The sequence below is a fragment of the Leptolyngbya sp. Heron Island J genome (assembly GCF_000482245.1).
In the GTDB taxonomy this organism is placed as follows: domain Bacteria; phylum Cyanobacteriota; class Cyanobacteriia; order Phormidesmidales; family Phormidesmidaceae; genus Leptothoe.
The window spans coordinates 179,108-197,419 of record NZ_AWNH01000036.1; the positions used below are offsets into that span (position 1 = coordinate 179,108).

At 47.7% G+C, this 18,312-nt stretch carries 16 protein-coding genes; 8 read left to right on the top strand and 8 right to left on the bottom strand.

Going from position 1 to position 18,312, the window contains the following annotated elements; all coding sequences use genetic code 11:
• Positions 1-19: 19 nt before the first annotated feature.
• A complete protein-coding gene (locus N836_RS50170) occupies positions 20-1,609 on the top strand; it encodes a tetratricopeptide repeat protein (protein WP_023072344.1) in 1,590 nt (529 codons plus the stop codon).
• Between the two features lie 117 nt (positions 1,610-1,726).
• Complete coding sequence (locus tag N836_RS50175; protein ID WP_023072345.1) at positions 1,727-2,710, top strand: GNAT family N-acetyltransferase; 984 nt, start codon at positions 1,727-1,729, stop codon at positions 2,708-2,710.
• Between the two features lie 90 nt (positions 2,711-2,800).
• Here the strand turns inward: N836_RS50175 and N836_RS50180 are convergent, their stop codons facing one another.
• Positions 2,801-3,268, bottom strand: a complete 468-nt coding sequence (locus N836_RS50180) for a GNAT family N-acetyltransferase (RefSeq protein WP_023072346.1) — start codon at positions 3,266-3,268, stop codon at positions 2,801-2,803.
• 31 nt (positions 3,269-3,299) lie between these two features.
• On the bottom strand, positions 3,300-3,626 hold the full coding sequence (locus N836_RS0137825) for a tetratricopeptide repeat protein (protein WP_023072347.1): 327 nt from the start codon (positions 3,624-3,626) through the stop codon (positions 3,300-3,302).
• 602 nt (positions 3,627-4,228) lie between these two features.
• Here N836_RS0137825 and N836_RS50185 point away from each other — a divergent pair.
• On the top strand, positions 4,229-4,663 hold the full coding sequence (locus tag N836_RS50185; protein ID WP_023072348.1) for a hypothetical protein: 435 nt from the start codon (positions 4,229-4,231) through the stop codon (positions 4,661-4,663).
• 98 nt (positions 4,664-4,761) lie between these two features.
• Here N836_RS50185 and N836_RS50190 read toward each other — a convergent pair whose 3' ends face one another.
• From N836_RS50190 to thrC, 3 genes are all read right to left on the bottom strand, one after another.
• Positions 4,762-5,193: a DUF2267 domain-containing protein gene (locus N836_RS50190; RefSeq protein WP_023072349.1), complete on the bottom strand. Its 432-nt coding sequence runs from the start codon at positions 5,191-5,193 to the stop codon at positions 4,762-4,764.
• 309 nt (positions 5,194-5,502) lie between these two features.
• Positions 5,503-6,156 carry a methyltransferase family protein gene (locus N836_RS50195; RefSeq protein WP_023072350.1) on the bottom strand — a complete coding sequence of 218 codons (654 nt, stop codon included), beginning with the start codon at positions 6,154-6,156 and terminating at the stop codon, positions 5,503-5,505.
• A 170-nt stretch (positions 6,157-6,326) separates the two neighbouring features.
• The gene (gene thrC / locus N836_RS50200) at positions 6,327-7,736 is read right to left on the bottom strand and encodes a threonine synthase (protein WP_023072351.1); all 1,410 of its coding nucleotides are present in this window, start codon (positions 7,734-7,736) and stop codon (positions 6,327-6,329) included.
• A gap of 492 nt (positions 7,737-8,228) precedes the next feature.
• Here thrC and N836_RS50205 point away from each other — a divergent pair, with 492 nt between their 5' ends.
• The 3 genes from N836_RS50205 (at position 8,229) to N836_RS50215 (ending at position 13,830) form a co-directional block, all read left to right on the top strand.
• Positions 8,229-8,897, top strand: coding sequence for a potassium channel family protein (locus N836_RS50205; protein WP_023072352.1), 669 nt, complete (start codon positions 8,229-8,231; stop codon positions 8,895-8,897).
• Positions 8,898-9,052: 155 nt separating this feature from the next.
• A complete protein-coding gene (locus N836_RS50210; protein ID WP_023072353.1) occupies positions 9,053-10,558 on the top strand; it encodes an efflux RND transporter periplasmic adaptor subunit in 1,506 nt (501 codons plus the stop codon).
• Positions 10,559-10,563: 5 nt separating this feature from the next.
• Positions 10,564-13,830, top strand: a complete 3,267-nt coding sequence (locus tag N836_RS50215; RefSeq protein ID WP_023072354.1) for an efflux RND transporter permease subunit — start codon at positions 10,564-10,566, stop codon at positions 13,828-13,830.
• A gap of 85 nt (positions 13,831-13,915) precedes the next feature.
• Here N836_RS50215 and N836_RS50220 read toward each other — a convergent pair whose 3' ends face one another.
• Positions 13,916-14,491 carry a Uma2 family endonuclease gene (locus N836_RS50220; protein WP_023072355.1) on the bottom strand — a complete coding sequence of 192 codons (576 nt, stop codon included), beginning with the start codon at positions 14,489-14,491 and terminating at the stop codon, positions 13,916-13,918.
• 647 nt (positions 14,492-15,138) lie between these two features.
• Between N836_RS50220 and N836_RS50225 the strand changes: the two genes are divergently transcribed.
• Positions 15,139-16,182, top strand: coding sequence for an MBL fold metallo-hydrolase (locus tag N836_RS50225; protein WP_023072357.1), 1,044 nt, complete (start codon positions 15,139-15,141; stop codon positions 16,180-16,182).
• A 122-nt stretch (positions 16,183-16,304) separates the two neighbouring features.
• Here the strand turns inward: N836_RS50225 and mug are convergent, their stop codons facing one another.
• Positions 16,305-16,877 carry a G/U mismatch-specific DNA glycosylase gene (gene mug, locus N836_RS50230; protein WP_051394560.1) on the bottom strand — a complete coding sequence of 191 codons (573 nt, stop codon included), beginning with the start codon at positions 16,875-16,877 and terminating at the stop codon, positions 16,305-16,307.
• A gap of 231 nt (positions 16,878-17,108) precedes the next feature.
• Here mug and N836_RS50235 point away from each other — a divergent pair, with 231 nt between their 5' ends.
• Positions 17,109-17,519 (top strand): hypothetical protein, encoded by a 411-nt coding sequence (locus N836_RS50235; protein ID WP_023072359.1) that lies wholly within the window; start codon positions 17,109-17,111, stop codon positions 17,517-17,519.
• Positions 17,520-17,727: 208 nt separating this feature from the next.
• Here the strand turns inward: N836_RS50235 and N836_RS50240 are convergent, their stop codons facing one another.
• The gene (locus N836_RS50240; protein WP_023072360.1) at positions 17,728-17,970 is read right to left on the bottom strand and encodes a hypothetical protein; all 243 of its coding nucleotides are present in this window, start codon (positions 17,968-17,970) and stop codon (positions 17,728-17,730) included.
• Positions 17,971-18,312: the final 342 nt, after the last annotated feature.

Consider the following 18,312-nt stretch of genomic DNA (forward strand, 5'->3'; position numbering starts at 1 on the left):
TATAAATTAAATCTTTGTTATGTTACCTCTCTTTTGGAAATCTATCTTTAGCAGTAGTGTTGTTTCAGCCACTTTGTTCTGTTTAGGGAGCGCTGCTTTAGCACAGCCTGTTGAATTGAATCGAGCTAGGCAGCTAGCGGATATTGCCTTTGGCTATGGGCTTGCCAATCGGGCGGATAAAGCGATGCCGCTGTTGGAACAGGCCGCCACCTATGAGGGGGGAGATTGCTTTGAAGCCACTGCCTGGTTAAAGATTGGGGTGGGTTACCAGGCCGTGAATCAGCCCGATAAAGCAGAAGAGTTTTTCACTCGGGCCGTAGAGATCGCCCGCGAACGCACCCTCGAAAACTGTGCATCTAGCGCTACCTCACCGGAAGAATCCTTACTCAACCGAGCCAACAATTACGCAGAGGCTGGCCATTTAGACCTGGCTTTAACCATCGCCAACCGGGTCGAGCACCTTTTTCAGCCAATCACAATGGTTAAGATTGCTGGAGAATTTTACGATGCTGGCCAGCAGGCCGAGGCCGAGCAACTGGTCACACAAGCTATTGAAACGGCACAACAGAGTCCAACCGAACCCATGGTCAATCGGATGATACTCCTGATCGCCATGGTAGATCAGCTGATACAGTTAGAACAGCCAGAACTGGCTCAGCTTGTGGTGGAAACCAGTCAACTTCAGCAGCCCGAGACATTCGAAGTGACGAATTCCTTTGAATCGGCTTTATATCACTTCCAGGTGCTGCGTTTAGCCAGACTGTTGGTAGACCTCGACCAGCCGCCGCTGGCGCTCAGCCTTTTGGATGGGGTGGTCCCCAATATTCAGCCTTTGGCAGAATTTCCATCAGATGTAGTGAACAACTGGATAGACGCTGCTGTTCTATACAACACATTGGGCAGCGACCAGGCCGAGATGCTCTGGGCAACCGTTAATAACCACGTACAACAAATAACCGATCCGCAGGAATTGGCTTCTGCACAACATTCTTTGGTGCGAGGGTATACGGAAATGGGTGACTTTGAGCAGGCCAAGACCCAAGCCCAGGCGATTGAGAAAACCAGTACACGCCAGGCGGCCCATGAGACCATTGCTAGCGCCTATGCCAGGGCAGGGCAAGTTGAGGCCGCGAATAGTTTAGTGCAATCAATGGGCAATCCCCAATCTGTGTGGATCTCTCTGGTGCGTGCCTACCTGGAGACCGAGAAATATGATCAGGCCGAAGAACTTGCCCGGCAGCTAGTCCCACAGCCCGATATGTCAAATGCCATATCAACAGTTGGTCGAACCTACTGCAATGATGGGTTGCCGGAGCGTGTGGTACCTCTAATTGACCTGAGTCCGTCAGCAGATGGGCTGCGGAGCTGTGCTGCGATCGCATTTGCAGAACAAGGCGAGATTGATAAAGCACTCCAGTTGACCCAGGCGATCACAGCCCCAGAGTCTCAGGCATCAACGCTAGTGGCGATCGCAGCTCAATGCACAACCGATCAGGTGGCCTGGCAACGGCTCATCGGCTGGCTACCAAAGTCAGTCAAAACCTGGCTGGGTGTCTGTGACTCTGCCAAAGCTGTTGAACTACTCGATCAGGCCCTTGAACTGATCTAAAGTATTTAGGCAGTACTTACTCGATCTGTTTTTGTAGTATGTATACTACAATTTTCAGTAATGCGTTTGTGCGATGTTGTATCTGCCCTTGAAAAGAACTGAATGCTAAGAGGCTTTATGGCCACTGTATCTACCTTTCGTCCTTGTCAATACTCTAGTGAGGCCGATTTAGCAGCTATTGCTAGTTTGATAAATGCCTGTCGCATTGCTGATGATTTAGATATCAGAACTTCTGTTAAAGAGCTGCGGGAAGAGTTTGCCAACCCTCAGTTTGATATTAATCGTAATCTACAGCTGTGGAGAGATGGAACAGGGAATGTGGTTGTGATCGCAAAAATCTGGCACCATCCCCCAGAACCCAACGAAACCCAGGTACGCGGTTCCCTATACTTTGATATCCATCCCCAGGTGCGAGGAGGAGGGTTAGAAGGGACAATTATGGACTGGGCCAAACAGCGCCTACGCGCTATTGGTCAGGATTTTGCCTTACCCCTGGTTTTGCAAACAGGCTGTCGCGACCAGCTGACAGAGCGCCGAGAACTGCTAGCCCAAGTTGGCTTTATCCCAGAACGCTATTTCTTTCAGCTGAAGCGATCGCTTCAGGCACCGTTGCCAGAACAGCCCATTCCAGCTGGTTGGCAAATTCGCTGTGTCCGTGGCAAAAGCGAGACTGAAGCCTGGGTTGAAATGTTCAACCAGTCCTTTGTGGACCATTGGAACTACATCCCAATGACGATAGCAGAGTACTGTTACTACATCAGTCTCTCAGACTATGATCCAGCATTGGACTTGGTGATTGAGACCTCCACAGGCAAGCTGGTTACCTTCTGCTACAGCTATATTGACACTGAACGTAACCAACGACTGGGTCACCAGGAAGGTCACGTCTGTTTTCTGGGGACCCGACGCGGCTATCGTCGCCAGGGATTAGCACGAGCGCTATTAATTGAAGGGTTAAAACGTCTGCGGTCTCAGGGTATGGAGACTGCCACCATCGGTGTGGATAGTCAAAATCCTAACGGTGCCGTTGCTTTGTATGAATCAGTTGGGTTTGTAGAGGATTTTCGATCAACCGTTTATCAACAAGAGGTGACTCCATAATTCTGGAGTGATGGTGTTGTGCCACCGCACAAGAGATGCATACAAGAGATAGAACACTCTGAGGAGTAGTCTATCTCTTGTATCCGCCATTTAATCGAGATTTAAGACCATTTCATTACTGTCTACATAGCCCAAGCGGGTATACAGCATCCTACCCTGATCAGACGCATGTAGTACTGCTTTTGTGCAGCCAATTCCCTTTAGATAAAGCATGGCTTGTTTCATTAACGTTGTTGCAATTCCTTGTCTGCGGTAAGCCGGCTTCACATAAACACCCCAGATGTACCCTTTTTGGTATGCTTCACTGACCATTGGATACAGCTCTAATAGTTGGCAGCTGGCTGAGCCCACAGTTTCACCCATAACTTCCGCAATAAAGCTTTTGTAGCGCAGCTCTTTACAAGCGTAATCAATAAATTTAGTTGTTTTTTCTAGCCAATCCTGTCGAATGGAGTCAGAAGGTAACCCTAATCCAAGGGCAATATGACACAGATGCTCAGCAATTATATTGGTATCACTCTTAATAGCTGAACGAATAATCAAAGATTTCTCTGACATAACAATCTAATGCATTTTACCTGACTGTATTTTATACATAGCGTTTTCCGTCTTTATTCCGCATCTCAACAGCTCGATTATGCATTTCTATAACACTTAGAGGACCTGACACTTTTTCTGGCTCTCCATTCCTTTCATAAACACTTGCAGCCAAACGATAGTCGTCGAATGCTTTTTCTTGATCACCATTCAAATACTTCGCATGCCCCCTTAAAATATAGGCTTCAGCATAACTAGGCTCAAACTTTATCAGCTCATTTAATATCGCAATAGCTTTGTCATAGTCACCTGCCGCACCTTTGAGACGGGCTTGTTCATATAGCTCCTTTGCTCTTGCGGTGCTCTCGTTAGCAACCATTTTCTTGCCTCAGTTATAGACCTAGTACTCTGTGGCGTAAGTTTGCCCACTAGCAAATGTGGATGAGTCGATGGGTGGATGGGTGGATGAAATAGCTGCTAAATTTCTGCCATTGGTAGTTCTAGCTTGAGCATAAAACATTGAATATAAGCTAAACAAAATTTGTATAGTCGGTTAAGGGATGTGAGTTGAGGCCGTTTAGAGTTCCATATTTTTTCTACTACGAGCATTTTGCTTATTTCTCCGTCCTTAGGGGTTACTGTCCTTCGCTAGAACGTTACCCATAGTTTTTTCTCAAAACCATGCCAATCAGAATTTAAAGATTCCTTAACGTCCTTAAAAAGGATACAGCCATTTTTGCCATTGTTAATTTAGAGGAGCAGCTGGTCTGAAAGGCTCAATTAGCTCAGCTTTGCGGATGAAATCATAGTTTGGAGTAGCAATGCTCGATTTTTTGTAGAAGACTTTCGAGCCAACATAGGCATGCTGTAGGCAGTCACGACATCAGCCAAAGGTTAAATACTTATAAAGCTGTACTGATCGCTACCATTTTTCTGTGAATAGTGCTAATGCTGTTTTTGGTTTACATGGAGCGGTAATTCATGAAAGGTGCGTTGAAGTCAATCCCAATGTGGCTATGGGTCAGCACCGTCTTTTTGATCTTGGGTGTAATTGGTTTGATACTTCCACAAGAGTCTAAACAAACCCAAGCATCTGAGCCCGATACTATCCCAACCCAACCAAGGTTTATGTTGACCCAGTCGGAGCTTGCCAAGTTTGACAATAAGCTCGTTGAGATCGACCCTGATCAACGTTTAATTAATAGCGTAACTCAGTGGAAAGATTCCGTGTTAGTCAATGTATCTGTGACACAGGAGTTTATGGAGTTGCCCAGAGCAGAAAGAGGGGAGATGGCGATTACCCTGCGAGATGAATTAGCGACCGTATGTGAGTGCGCACCTTACCTATACCTCAACAACGAAAGTGGGGAGCATGTTGTTGAGATTGGCGTTGGACTACCGAAGTATAGGTTATAACTTGATGAGTGCACCTCTTCTTGAAATGCTCTTGAAACCAGAACGTAGCCTTTATAGAAATCATAGCAAGGTGGGCAGTTTTGCCCACCTTGCTTGGCTTAGAGCTGTTCCCACAGAATCTTGATGCCCTCTGGGAGATACCCCGAAATCTCTTTTACGATGTCTGAGGGCAGCTCGTCTCTTACGGTTGAAAAGACAGCAATGACGACACCCTGAGGCGTGACATCCTTGGGAACACTGGCCTCCTGTGCGATACGGCGCATAAATACTTCTGACTCAATTTTAAGGGGAGGACGTAACCGGCTGAGCAATCGAACAATAACATTGTCGTCCCTCCAGAGCTTAGCAATCCCATCATTACTAAAAGCGGCTTCAATTCGATCAGAGGCTTCAGTGGTCATCATGTCGCGCATGGTACGAAACACCACTACTGTCGTGTCGCGAGCATCGTAAATATCAGGAAAATTGGCCTTTTGCATGATCTGCTCTAAAAAGTCTTTTTGAGAGTCATTAATCGTTACTCCCGCCATAATATTCTCCTAATTTTATCAATTTTGATTAAACTGGTTTGAAAATTTTCAGTACTCTATTTTTGGATGGTAGCAAACTCTTTGTTAGGGGATCCTAACGTTATGTTGCATTGTAGTTTGCATGACTCTCCCGCTATGGAATACAGAGAAACAGTTTAGGGGATTGCACAAAAATACAGTCCCAGGTTGAGGCTGTAGATGGGTGGATGAGTGATGGGGTAACAGGGGAATTATTTAAGCGCGGAAGCCTTAGTATTACTCATATGCGCAGCGAAGTTGTTTTATATTCACGATTGTGGTGGTCAGGACTTAAGCTTTTGCTGATGGCTTAGAAGTCGCAGATGAGTCTATAAACAATTTAGGGATTAACAATCCAGACGTTGTTTTGTAGGCTGCAAATTCTGGATAACGGGAGAGAGATTTGTCTTTTTTGAGAATATTGGGGACAAAGAGCCCGGCGACAAAGCCTCCTAAGATAACAAATGGGAGCCAGTGCATAGCCAACATGGCAAAAGCCAGGTAAATGAGAATTTCACCCAAATAGTTGGTATTGCGACAGCGGGCAAAGAAACCTTCTGTAATCAGACCCGATTTATATTTTAGGGTGTAATATTTCTGGGCATCGCTCACATAGTGAAAGAAAACACCGAAGATGTTAAGGGCGATAGCGGCCGCCACCAGTGGCAGGGGTGGTTCAGCATAGCTGCTGATTAAAAGAAAAGGAGCTATCCAATACAGGCTGACAATGCCAAACCCCATCAGCCCCAGCGGCAGCGGCACTTCTTGCTCCCACTGTTTGTCAGGGTAGAGCTTATCTTTAAGCAGCCATAAAAGGCCATAGGTGCCATGTAGTGCTAGATATACCCAGGGACCCAGGGTAAAGTTCTGATACACCAGCATCAACCCCAGGACAAAAAAGCAGGTGGCTCCCTTGTGCAGATTGATAAAGTACTTGACTTTCATGGTGCTTTCCCTGGGTATCGATGCATCAACGATAGCGTAGGAACCATCAGTTGCGATCGCACCAGCGCCAGCGCAGGAAAAACATTGGTTACGACCAGCTAGACGCCTAAATCATCGCTACTTCAAGTATTTTCCCCTTCCTCTATCCTCATGCTTCCGCCCTCATGCCTTCATAGAGTCCCTGATCGTGTTGCCAAGGTTTCTTTCACAAACGCCTTAACCACCGCCTGATCATTTTCCAGCACCGTAAACTGCTCTTCCCGCTCAAATAGATCACCGAGAAAGGAGGGTAGTTTGGGAAAAACGTCGACCGCCGCCTGGATGGCAGCCGGAAACTTAGCCGGGTGAGCACAGGCCAGGGAAATGCGCGCAGACTCCTCCGGGAGAGCCTGCACCAGATGGGGAGCACAGGCAATGGCCGTATGGGGATCAATTAAGGTACCGCTACGTTGATAGGTTTCCTGAATCACCTGAGCAATGCTGTCATCGTCTAGTCGAGCGCTGACAAAGGTTTCACGTAATTTTGCCAAAACATCAGGGGACACGCTGAATACCCCCGTCTGATCAAAGGTTGCCATCGTCTTAGTCACGTGTTCAGCATTACAGCCATAAGCTTCAAACAGCAACCGCTCAAAATTGCTAGAAATCTGGATATCCATGCTAGGCGCGATGGACGGAGAGACCACATCGGTACTCATCTCGCCAGAGTTAAAAAAGCGAGTCAGGATATCGTTTTTATTCGTCCCCACCGCTAGCTTACTAATCGGTAAGCCCATACGCTTTGCTACATAGGCCGCAAATACATTGCCAAAGTTACCTGTGGGTACAGAGAACGACATCGAGCGGTCTGGAGCACCCAGATTTAGCGCCGTATAGACGTAGTAAACCACCTGGGCCAGAATCCTGGCCCAGTTGATCGAATTCACCGCTGACAGGTTGTACTGGTCGCGAAACTCTAAATCGCCAAACAACCGTTTGACAATGGTCTGGCAATCATCGAACGGAGCGTTTAAGGCAATATTATGGACATTGGCCGAAAGCACCGTCGTCATTTGCTTACGCTGAATCTCTGAGGTGCGATTGTGGGGATGAAGAATAAAAATATCAATAGTATCCTTGTCACGGCAGGCCTCAATGGCAGCAGAGCCGGTATCACCCGAGGTGGCCCCAATAATAGTGAGCCGCTCCCCCCGTTCCTGCAACAGATGATCAAAGAGCTTACCGAGGAACTGTAGCGCATAATCCTTAAAGGCTAAGGTTGGCCCGTGGAACAACTCCAGCAAAAAGTGATTGGTATCCAGCTGGATGATGGGGGCAATGGCCCGGTGATGGAAACCGGCATAGGCCTCATCAATCAGCGTTTTGAGGGTGTCGGGTTTAATGGCACTGCCAATAAACGGTGTCATCACCGCATATGCCACCTCCTGGTAGGATTTGCCACGCAGTTTTCGCCATTGTTCGGATGAGAATTGTGGATAGCTTTCCGGCACATACAGACCGCCATCTCTGGCCAAGCCAGTGAGGACGACATCGGCGAAATCAAGAACGGGAGCCTGACCACGGGTGGAGTGGTATTTCATTTATTCTCCTGAAGAACGATAGGTTGTATGCCTCGCATATTTTATCTGGTTGCAGTTAGGATTAAAGGCTGGATTAAAAATAGGCCGCTGCTTTGTGAAAGGTAGGGCTATTGATTTTGTATTTGATGGCGGTGGTGACGCGGGGAAGGGCAAATGCTGAACGTGTTCGTCATCTTGAACCTGGTACGTGCAAACTGATAGGTTTGGTGCGATCGCACACGCGTCAGGTTTGTCAAATTCCACTGAGCTGTTACTGCAATTATCCACACTGTTGAGGCATTTGTTAATGGGTTGTTGTTGCCAAAGTGTTCTTCGCTTGAAAAAACAACCGACAAACCAGTTGAAGTACTACGTAGCTTTGGGCATAGCCTGGTCAGTCATCGATATCTTTTGCTCACAGCACAATTGTAGCCATGGACGATGTTTGGCAAATAGATACTATCTGGTTGTATCCTCCACTAATATCGGGGTATTCCAGATGTAATGCCCTGTATGAAATCTTCTCAAGAAAATAAGAAAAAATATCGACAACTGCTGATTGTTCTGGCTACAACCTTTGTAGTTTCTCCCTTTTTACAAGCTGGAGTTGGCAATATTTTCCTGATCTCGCTACTGTTGTATACGATTCTGCTGATTATCAACAGCTTTCCATTGCCTCAAAAGTTGTTGACTATATATGGCGCGATCGCAATTATCGCCTTTAGTCTAGAAGCCATTGCCAGTCTAAACGGAGGCTTTTATCTAAATCAAACATTTAGTCTCATATCTCAAATCGTCTTTGCTATTTACCTGGCAGGAGCTGCCTACTGGATTGGACGAGATATCTTTACTACACCCGAAGTTACCGTAGATATAGTACGAGGTGGCATTAGTGTTTATTTACTAATCGGGTTTGTCTGGGCGTTGTTATACGGCATTGTGAATACCCTGGATGCCAATGCCTTCTCGCAACCGCTTGTACGCATGGGTTCTTATCTCAGAACGATTCATTTTAGTTTCACCACCCTCACCACCCTGGGATATGGCGATATTGTTCCCTTAAGTGAAGTTGCTCAAGTATTAACAAATTTAGAAGCTATCGTAGGCCAGATGTACTCTTCTATTTTCATTGCTATTCTGATCGGTAGCTATCTCAGTCAGCGTTCCAATCAACATAGGTAACACGATAAAGCATGAACATTAGGTGACCTGAAAATCAGATGTTAAACTCTATGTACTTGTGCTTTGTTGGCTAGCATTCAGTAAATTTATTTGGCAACATTAGGCAAATCTAATTCGGGACGCTCCATAGTTATAGTTTCACAACTACCTACTCCATGTCCTCTGACGGTATCAGTTCTCAACCGCCAATTGAGCAGTCATCAAATACTTCATCAAACACTAATGTAGAGACGGCAGTCGAAACGCCGCCCACATCTACGGATAGTGATGCTCAGTCCAGTGCTTCACCGGGATGGCGTCGTAAGTCTAAGAAACCGCTGTGGCCAGCCGTTGCTCTAGCCATGTTAGTGGTAGCTGGATTTGTGGCTGTCAAAGCCTATCGAACATTGACAGCGGTTCCCCCATCGGAAGACACAGAAGAGACAGCCAACCAATCCCGTTTACCAGTCAGGATACTCAGAGCCCAGACAGGGCCAATCCAAGGATGGGTATTTGATGAAGGTGCCGTTTGGCCGGTCCGACGGCGGATACTTAACTTTCAGGCCAGTGGTGACATTATTTATGTCGCTAAGGTCGATGGCATTGAACTGCGGGAAGGAGATTTTGTCTCTCAGGGGCAGCTACTGGCCACCATTGATGCTCGCAGACAGGAATCTAGCATTGCTACCGCTGAGGCTGATATCCAGGTTTCGGAAACCCAGCTAAACCAGTCCAGAGCCAGTTTATTGCAATCCCAGGCGAATCTAGAAAAGGCCAAGTCGGACCTGGCTTTGGCTGAGACTGAGTTACAACGTTATGAGAATTTATTTGAGCAGGGGGCGGTATCGGAAAGCGATCGCGACTCCTACATCAACCGAGTAGACCAGGCCGCCGCCGCCCTGAAGACCGCTGAACAAGATGTCCGCTCTGCCGACGAGAGCATTCGTTCTTCCGAAGCAGGGGTGAATGCGTCAGTGGCTCGCCTTAATCAGAGTGCCGTTGACCTAGAAGATACACAGTTGGTCTCTCCATTAGATGGAGTAGTGGCTTATATCAACATTCGAGAAGGGGAGTATTGGAGCACCCAATATCTCAATACGAGCAGCGCCCAAGATTTGATTGAGTCTGCCCCAATCGTGGTGGTTGATCCTCAATCCTTTGAAGTGGAGATCGAACTACAGGCAGGGGAAGCCGGAGAGATTACGCCAGGTCAGCGAGCCTATGTTGTCTTAGAAGAAGAGGTCAGTGCGCTGCAGGCAGCTGGAGCTAACTCCCAGGGATTACTTGATATTGCTAGACAGCGGGGCAGTGGTGGGCGAGTATTTGCGGTTAGCCCCTCCCAAACACCCGGCAGTCGCGGCACTGAAATCACGATTCGAAACCTGGAACAGGTCGGTAATTTAAAGGTAGGGGGCCGGGTTTATGTATGGATTGAAGTGGCTCGCGATAATGATGCCGTAGTTTTACCCCTCGGGGCTCTAGTCTCCAGAAATCAGCAATATTATGCCTTTGTGGTCAACGAAGCTGACGGCACCGTCCAACAGCGACGAGTTACCGGCGGGATTGAAGGATTATCTGGCGTAGAAATTCTCTCCGGTATTGAACCCGGTGAGCTGGTGGTAATCGAAGGCCAAAACCGTCTGGTAGATGGCACCCCCGTCGAGATTGTTGACCGGAATTAAGCCCTATGCAAATTGACGAGCGCGTTACGGCTGCTCCTGAAACTGAGAAGGGTGCTGATATCTCGTCAGTGCCCGCCTGGATGGAGTTCTTCTTTACTCAGCAGATCTTTGCCATTCTCCTCTGCTTTATGCTGCTGATGGGGGGGCTGATGGGCTATTTCTCCATGGTGAAAGAGGGCGATCCCGAAATTAAAATTGCTCGGGCCATGATCACCACCACCTGGGGGGGGACCGATGCCGAGACCCTTGAAAATCAGGTCACAGACAAGCTAGAAGAAGAAATCAAAAGTCTTCAAGGTCTAGATGACTTTACCAGTGCCACCTTCAATTCATTTTCCATTATTAATGTTGCCTTTAAGGCAGAATCCCCCGTTGCTGAATCCATTCAAGAACTGCGGGGTAAAGTTGACGACGCTGAGACAGAACTCCCTGAAGAATCCACCGGACGTGAAAAGCCAGATTTTGAGCAGCTATCCCAGCAGGATTCACCGGTTCTCACCTTAGCTCTAACAGGAGAAGGGCTAGATATTGGCTTACTCAGTCAGGCTTCAGAAGATTTACAAGAACGTCTAGAATCTGTTCAAAACGTACGAGAGGTAAATCTAGGCGGTCAGCGCGACGAAGTCATCCACGTACAAATGATTCCCAGCCGGTTGACCACCTTGGGGATTGCGGCCACCCAGGTGCGCGATGCCATCCAGGGGGGCAATATTGACCGCTCCTGGGACCTGGTACGGGATGATGAGATTGGGGCCCAGGTGCGTCTATACGGTCGTTTTCGTACCCTGGAAGATTTAAAGAATTTGCCCGTAACCCGCTTGGATGAGAATCGGGTGATCTTACTGTCGGAGGTGGCCGACGTCTACCAGGGACTGGAGCGGGAAACCCAACGGGCCTTTTTAAGCTGGGAAGGGAGTGAGTTTAGCCCCACCATCAACCTGGAGGTGGTCAAAGTTGCTGGTAGCGATACCATTCAGGTAATCGAAGACGTCTTGGCAGAAATGGAGCTGGTGAAAAATGATCCCAGTATTTGGCTCCATGGCATGGATTATCAGGTGCTCACCAATGATGCCGATACCATTCGCAGTGACCTGGCAAATTTGGGTAGTAACGTACTGCAAGCATCGCTGTTAGTCTTCGCCATTTTGTTTGTTGCCCTGACCTGGCGAGAGGCACTGATTGCAGGCTTAGCGATTCCCATGACCTTTGCCGGGGTGTTGTTTATTCTCTGGATGCTGGGCTACACCCTCAATACCATGGTCACCGTGGGGATGATCTTAGCCCTGGGACTCTTGGTGGATGTATTTATTCTCATGTTAGAGGGTCTGCACGATGGCATTTTTGTACAGGGTTTGAGCTTTCCTAAAGCGGCTATTAAAACTGTGCAAACCTATGCATCGCCTGCCTTTACCGGACAGCTTACCACCATTTTGGCCATGGCTCCGCTGATGGCAATCTCCGGCACCCTGGGTAAGTATATTCGGCTGATTCCCATTAGTGCCATTACCTGTTTAGTGATGAGCTATGCCCTGGCCCTGTTGGCAGTGATTCCCCTATCCAGATTTCTGCTCGATAATCAAGGTGGCAGCGGTGAGTCTAAAACCTATGTCGATCGTCTAACAGAAGCTGCATCTGAAAAGTTTTCCCACTGGAGTTTACGCATGACCATTCCCAATCGTCATGTGGCTCGTCTGTGGACAGCTGGTGCGATCGCGCTGTTTGTCTGCGCCGCTATTTTATTTAGTCAGCTACCCAGTTCTTTGTTTGCCGTTAGCGACGACAACAAACTCAGCCTCAATGTGGAACTGCCCCCAGCCGCTACCCTAGAAACCTCTCAAGAGGTGGCCGATCGCATGGGTGAAGTGGTGCGCAACTACAGTGACCCCAATGGCGAGAAGGTGTTTGAAAGTGTGGTGAAACTGGTGGGGCAGCGCAGTAACCTGGTTGCTACCAGCGAAATTAAACCGGGCAATGCCGATTATTTTGTCGGTCTGTCAGCAGTCTTGGTGGATCGTAACCAACGGGCACGAGATTCCTTTAAATATGCTTACGACCTCAAAGTTCAACTAGAAAAAGAGATTATCCGTAACTATCCAGGGGCTATATTGAGTACAGGGTTTCCCCTGTCTGGTGGTGGGTCTGATCCGATTCAAATCGAGATTTTTGGCGATGACTTACAAACCCTGAGGGAAATTTCCAGCGAAGTGCAACAGGCACTGCGAGAAATTCCAGGCACCATGGATGTACGTGATGACCTGGGTAATTTGCGAGAAGATTATAAACTTGTGCCTAAGCGAGAGTCTCTTAACTTTTATGGCATCAGCCAGGATGAAGTGGGTTTGCAGGGACGTTATCTGATGATCGATAACGATGTGGGTGACTTCTCCATTGGTAGTGGTGAAGAGGATCTTGAAATTCGCCTGAGTACCCAGTGGCCATCTCAACAAGGTCGGATTGGTGGGCCTTCTCGCCTGGATGAATTTGCCACTATGCGGTTTATCAATTCAGACGGTGAAGCCATATCGCCCGATGCCCTGTTGGAAGAAGTGCCAGGAGCTGTTCCCCTGGCGATCACCCACCGTGATACTCAGCGCAGTGTAACGGTACTGGCTAAGGTGATACCGGGACAGGACTTCTACGACTCCCAAATCCTGGCTGAACTGACGCCGAAGCTAGATGCAATGCAATATGACCCCAACGATGAGGGCAATTCTGACCGCTGGCCTCGGGGGTATTCCTATCGGTTTGGTGGGGATGCGGATACCAGCAGTGAGACCTTTGGTTCTGCGGGTCAGATGCTGGTAGTGGCTATCTTCTTGGTGTTTGCGGTGCTGGTGTTGCAGTTTGGTTCCTACACTCAGCCGTTGATTATTATTCTCACGATTCCCTTTGCCTTAATTGGTACTTTGTTTGGGTTCTTTTTACTAGGTCTGTCATTCTCTTTCCCAGCGATGATTGGTGTGATTGCGTTGGTGGGGATTGTGGTGAATGATGCGATCGTGATGGTGGAGACGATGAATGAGCGGCGGAAAGAAGGGTTGGATGTGCGCCATGCGGCGGCGGCTGGAGCCAGTGATCGACTGCGACCGATTTTGACGACGTCGATTACGACCATTATTGGTTTACTGCCGTTGGCGCTGAGTGATGCGCAGTGGTTTCCGCTATGTATGGCGATTGTTTTTGGGTTGTTGTCGGCGACGTTGATTGCGTTGCTGGTGGTGCCAGGATTGTATTTGCAGTTGACACCAAATAACTCTAAAGCTGTTTCCTAGGTCATTTCTGGCAAAGGAGCTATCAGTTGTCCAGGCCCCCAAACCCCCAATCTTGGAGGTTTTGAGTTGAGACGTAATAGTTTGTTTACCAAATGTAGGATAGTTTCAGATTAAAATCGGGCAACACGGCTTCTCCTGATAGTTGAGTTGGGTTTTCCAATCGTTCAACTGGCTGATTGGGGCGGTAGATTTCAACAAACCGCCCCTTGCGATTAATTAACCAACCAAGGCGCAGCCCATTATCTAGATACTCGGCCATTTTTTCTTGAGCCTTGCTGAGGGCATCACTGGGCGACATTAGCTCCACTACAAAATCAGGACACAGGGGGACGAACTGTTCTTGTTGTTCAGAGGTGAGGGCCTGCCATCGCTCTAAGGCAACCCAAGCTGCATCAGGTGAGCGGTCGGCTCCATTGGGTAGTTTGAAACCAGTAGATGAGTCAAATACGATGCCTGATTCGTTATTATCGGACCAGTTGAATAGCTGCTGGGTTAGACGACCATTACGGTTACCCGTTTCTCCACCTGTCGGTGACATAATCACTAAATTTCCTTCGGCAGTGCGTTCAAACTTCAAGTCGGGGTTCTGACGACAAAGTTGATAGAACTGCTGGTCAGTTAGGGTAATGGCCGATTCAAGATTAACGGTAAAAGCAGTCATCAGATGTACTGATTGGTCTACTGTGCTGAACCACGTCCAAGTTGAAAACGATCGTTATCCTCTACAGAAAAACTACAGTTCTGGAAATGGACAAGGTTTAGCCCATTCTAGCAGTTGTAAAAATGAGCATAAAGACCGTAATAGGTATTGGGGGGATAGAATGGTACATAGCTTCTGATATGGCAGGTGGAGGGGTAAACCTAAATGGTACAGTCACCATCTAAAACGCTGATCTTGGCAGAGTTTTTACAGCTGCCAGAGACGAAACCTGCCAGTGAATATATTGATGGCCAGATTATTCAAAAACCGATGCACACTGGAATATTTCCACTCTTGCGGTCTTTCGTATAACCCGTGGCGGACTGGGTGGTAATGAATATAATCGCAACGGATTGCAAAGTCTTTTCCGTTACGAATAATATGCTTCCAATAACGACGCTGCCAGAGATTTCCCTCGCTTCGCTTCTATCGTGATTGAGAAATCGTCTGTTTAATCTTTAATTCAGCCTCATACCGTTTAATGACATAGGTTTTTATCAACCGGAGTCTGACCGAAGAATCCGCTTAAGTAGATTAGAATAGCCAAGAAACCTGAAACTTGTACTAAGCGAATTATAAAGGTGCTCAGAACATAGATAGGAGCAGATATGAGAGTTCAACACGGGTATAGTGATCTATTGAGAGGACTCACACATTATCTTTCTCGCGGTCAGTTACTTCTGCTATCGGCTTGTTTAAGCCTTGGCCTGGTACTGTTGGGTAACAGTGCTCTGTCACAACCCAATTCTATTGAGGCTGTCTCCGAAACAGCGCCCACGAACGCCGCTGTCTACCACTTCAAGGTGGGCGATTTAAAGGCCATGGTGGTGAGTGACGGTACACTATCCTTTCCAGCTAACTTTTTCGTCCCTAAGGCTGACCCCAATGCAGTGACATCGGTACTGACAGACCACTTTCTCTCAACAGAAGATGTCTTTGCCCACGTCAATGCTTTGTATATTGAAACCGATGAACATCAGGTGCTGATTGATACGGGTTCAGGGGATGCATTTGGTCCTACCGCTGGTCATCTGTTGAAAAATCTTCAAGCGGCAGGTGTGGCTGTCACAGATATTGACACGGTTATTTTGACCCATGCCCACCCGGACCACATTGGCGGCATTTTAGACGCTGATGGTCAACTACGTTTGCCTAATGCGCAGTTTTATATCTCCCAGGCAGAAGCTGACTTTTGGACAGCGGACACCGTAGAGCTGCCAAAATCTCTATTAGATGAAGAGACTAAGGCTGGATTGATAGCAACAGCAAAGGGAACTATGATGGCGATTCGCGATCGCACCACCCTATTTACCATGGGCGACGAGGTCATTCCCCATATCCAAGCGGTTGATTCTGCGGGACATACGCCAGGGCAGGCTTCGTATTTAATTACCTCTGGTGAAGAAAGCTTATTAGCCACAGGCGATGTTTTCTTTAGCGACCCTCTCAATCTGGAAAATCCGGACTGGGAAGTTGCCTTTGATGGTGATCCTGAGCAGGGTGTGATAGCTCGTCGTAATCTGCTTGAAACAGTTACAGCAGAGCGTCGTCTATTGTTGGTGCCCCATATGCCCTTTCCAGGGCTGGGCCATGTGAGACCCCAGGCAGATGCCTATGGTTGGGAACCCATTGTTTGGCGGTTTACGGTTTAGAAAGATAAGTCAACTAACAAAATAAAAAGATAAACGCACCACGGATGTGGTTAGGGGTTGGAGGATTCTGGCCCCTCGTTCTTTCCTGAAGGTGAAAATAAGCCACAAAACATTGCCACCACCTATTCTGAAGGCAGATGGGATAGTCCTATGGATTGTCTCATCTCAGCATAGACTCGTGCTAGGTCATCAACCTGATAATGAGCGTTGAGACCACTCGGATTAGGTAATACCCATAGGATAGCGTCATGTAACCCATGGGGCTGCCGCCCAATAACTGCCTTGGGCTGATTAAATGTCGTGCGATAGGCTGTGATGCCCAGGATAGCCAAAACCTTAGGCCGATAGTGCTTGATTTTCTGCTCAAGTGTTTGCCGTCCCGCCAATAACTCTTCTTTAGAGAGTTCGTCAGCCCTAGCTGTAGCGCGGTCACCGATGTTCGTCATACCCAGTCCCAATGACAGTATTTCTCGATCCTCTGACGGATGAAACAGCCGAGGAGTGAACCCTGCCGCATGGAGCGTTTTCCAGAGGCGATTGCCTGGACGGGCAAAGTGATACCCCACTGCAGCACTATAAATACTGGGGTTAATTCCACAAAAGAGCACATTTAGATTTGGAGCAATGATATCGGGAACGGTTTTACCGTAAGCTGCCTGAATTTCAGCTTTGGTAGGTTTTGAAAAAGAGGGCATGGAAATGAGAGTGAGTCGAACTGCCAAGACAAGATTCATACTATCGCTGTTAAAGCTATATCTTCTGCTTATTCTGTTAGCTGCAGAGGCACCCTTTGTATAGGCTTGAGGACGATGCGTTGCCACACACTTTATCCGACTAACTCGTGCAATTACTTCTGAGGTAATTGCGTGGATAACTTGCTCACTCAACACTAAAAGTACATGACTAGAAAGTAACTAGAGGTCACTATGGAAACTAAGAAACACTTCCAGTTGCTTGCATACAGCTTTATTACTTGGCTCAGTTTTTACATCATTGGCCTTCCCGACTATTATCAGCAGTGGTACTTTTGGGCAAAAATTACGATTTGTGTCTTCGTCACACTCATCTATTTTCCGATTACGCAATACACCCTCAAAAGCTACTGGACTGACGGCAAGCATTTGGTCAACTCATGTTGGCTGGCCCTATACCTAACGCTTCCGCTTTTTGTATATGACTATCTGCTGCTGGCCGTTTACAAGGGTCTGGGAATCGGGTTTGTTATTCCATACTGGTATTTGACATTCTTCTACTTCTCTTTTTGGATTCAATTTCCTCTTGTTGGTTGGTGGATGCAACGCACCAAAAAGCAGAGCGTAGAAGCAAACGCAGGCTAATCCAGCTTAAATAGGAGCAATAGGCTTTAGGCAAGGACGGTTACTATTTCAAACCGCAAAGATTCTGTTTGAAAATGGGCAATTCCGTGTTTAAACAACAAGTTTCTTGGTTAAACACGGAACGATGCAGGTTGAAAAGAGAATGGTATTGTTTGAAAATGGAATGGACGGTTATGCGATCGCAAAACACACCAAGCCTATGCCTCGTCTACTGCTGAATAGCGACCCGTTTAGTCAAAATGGCCATGACTTCATTCGGGCGTCCGGTGGAGATGGGTTTGCTCCAGTCGTTGGGCTCGGCATAGTGTTTGTTATGTAGCTCTTGGATGGTAAGCCGCACAGCGGTGAGACTGCCAAACAGCATATGGCGGACGGTTTCGTATTGATGATCGGGCAGCGGCTCGGGCTTAAGCGCAGACGCAACCGGACTTTGAGGTGTATCAAGAAACATAAGCTTTGGTCTCCAGACGTTTAGGAAGAAACCAAAGCTCAAAACTTAGCTGCCCCGATTATGTGATGCAAACCGGGGCAGCAATAGGATAAAGTATCCCAAGCCTGTGCGACACGAAGTCGCTCGAACGAGTGCTGTTGTGAAACATTGCAATAGCCAAACCAGTGTCTAGGTGAGTCCTCAATTCATCCATGCGTCATCGGTAACGATGGGGTGTGAAGCGATGGATAAAGCCGAAGGGAACTGAGAGCCCCAATTCGGTGCCCCGGTGAGAGGAAGTATCCGCGGATAAACGATAAGTGAACCGGCCTTAGGTTGCGACATAGATAGGTCAGCGAAAGG

Excerpts from the sequence above, each read along its gene's own strand:
- N836_RS50170 (WP_023072344.1), top strand. The coding sequence starts at position 20 with ATGTTACCTCTCTTTTGGAAATCTATCTTTAGCAGTAGTGTTGTTTCA.
- N836_RS50175 (WP_023072345.1), top strand. The coding sequence starts at position 1,727 with ATGGCCACTGTATCTACCTTTCGTCCTTGTCAATACTCTAGTGAGGCC.
- N836_RS50180 (WP_023072346.1), bottom strand. The coding sequence starts at position 3,268 with ATGTCAGAGAAATCTTTGATTATTCGTTCAGCTATTAAGAGTGATACC.
- N836_RS0137825 (WP_023072347.1), bottom strand. The coding sequence starts at position 3,626 with ATGGTTGCTAACGAGAGCACCGCAAGAGCAAAGGAGCTATATGAACAA.
- N836_RS50185 (WP_023072348.1), top strand. The coding sequence starts at position 4,229 with ATGAAAGGTGCGTTGAAGTCAATCCCAATGTGGCTATGGGTCAGCACC.
- N836_RS50190 (WP_023072349.1), bottom strand. The coding sequence starts at position 5,193 with ATGGCGGGAGTAACGATTAATGACTCTCAAAAAGACTTTTTAGAGCAG.
- N836_RS50195 (WP_023072350.1), bottom strand. The coding sequence starts at position 6,156 with ATGAAAGTCAAGTACTTTATCAATCTGCACAAGGGAGCCACCTGCTTT.
- thrC (WP_023072351.1), bottom strand. The coding sequence starts at position 7,736 with ATGAAATACCACTCCACCCGTGGTCAGGCTCCCGTTCTTGATTTCGCC.
- N836_RS50205 (WP_023072352.1), top strand. The coding sequence starts at position 8,229 with ATGAAATCTTCTCAAGAAAATAAGAAAAAATATCGACAACTGCTGATT.
- N836_RS50210 (WP_023072353.1), top strand. The coding sequence starts at position 9,053 with ATGTCCTCTGACGGTATCAGTTCTCAACCGCCAATTGAGCAGTCATCA.
- N836_RS50215 (WP_023072354.1), top strand. The coding sequence starts at position 10,564 with ATGCAAATTGACGAGCGCGTTACGGCTGCTCCTGAAACTGAGAAGGGT.
- N836_RS50220 (WP_023072355.1), bottom strand. The coding sequence starts at position 14,491 with ATGACTGCTTTTACCGTTAATCTTGAATCGGCCATTACCCTAACTGAC.
- N836_RS50225 (WP_023072357.1), top strand. The coding sequence starts at position 15,139 with ATGAGAGTTCAACACGGGTATAGTGATCTATTGAGAGGACTCACACAT.
- mug (WP_051394560.1), bottom strand. The coding sequence starts at position 16,877 with ATGCCCTCTTTTTCAAAACCTACCAAAGCTGAAATTCAGGCAGCTTAC.
- N836_RS50235 (WP_023072359.1), top strand. The coding sequence starts at position 17,109 with ATGGAAACTAAGAAACACTTCCAGTTGCTTGCATACAGCTTTATTACT.
- N836_RS50240 (WP_023072360.1), bottom strand. The coding sequence starts at position 17,970 with ATGTTTCTTGATACACCTCAAAGTCCGGTTGCGTCTGCGCTTAAGCCC.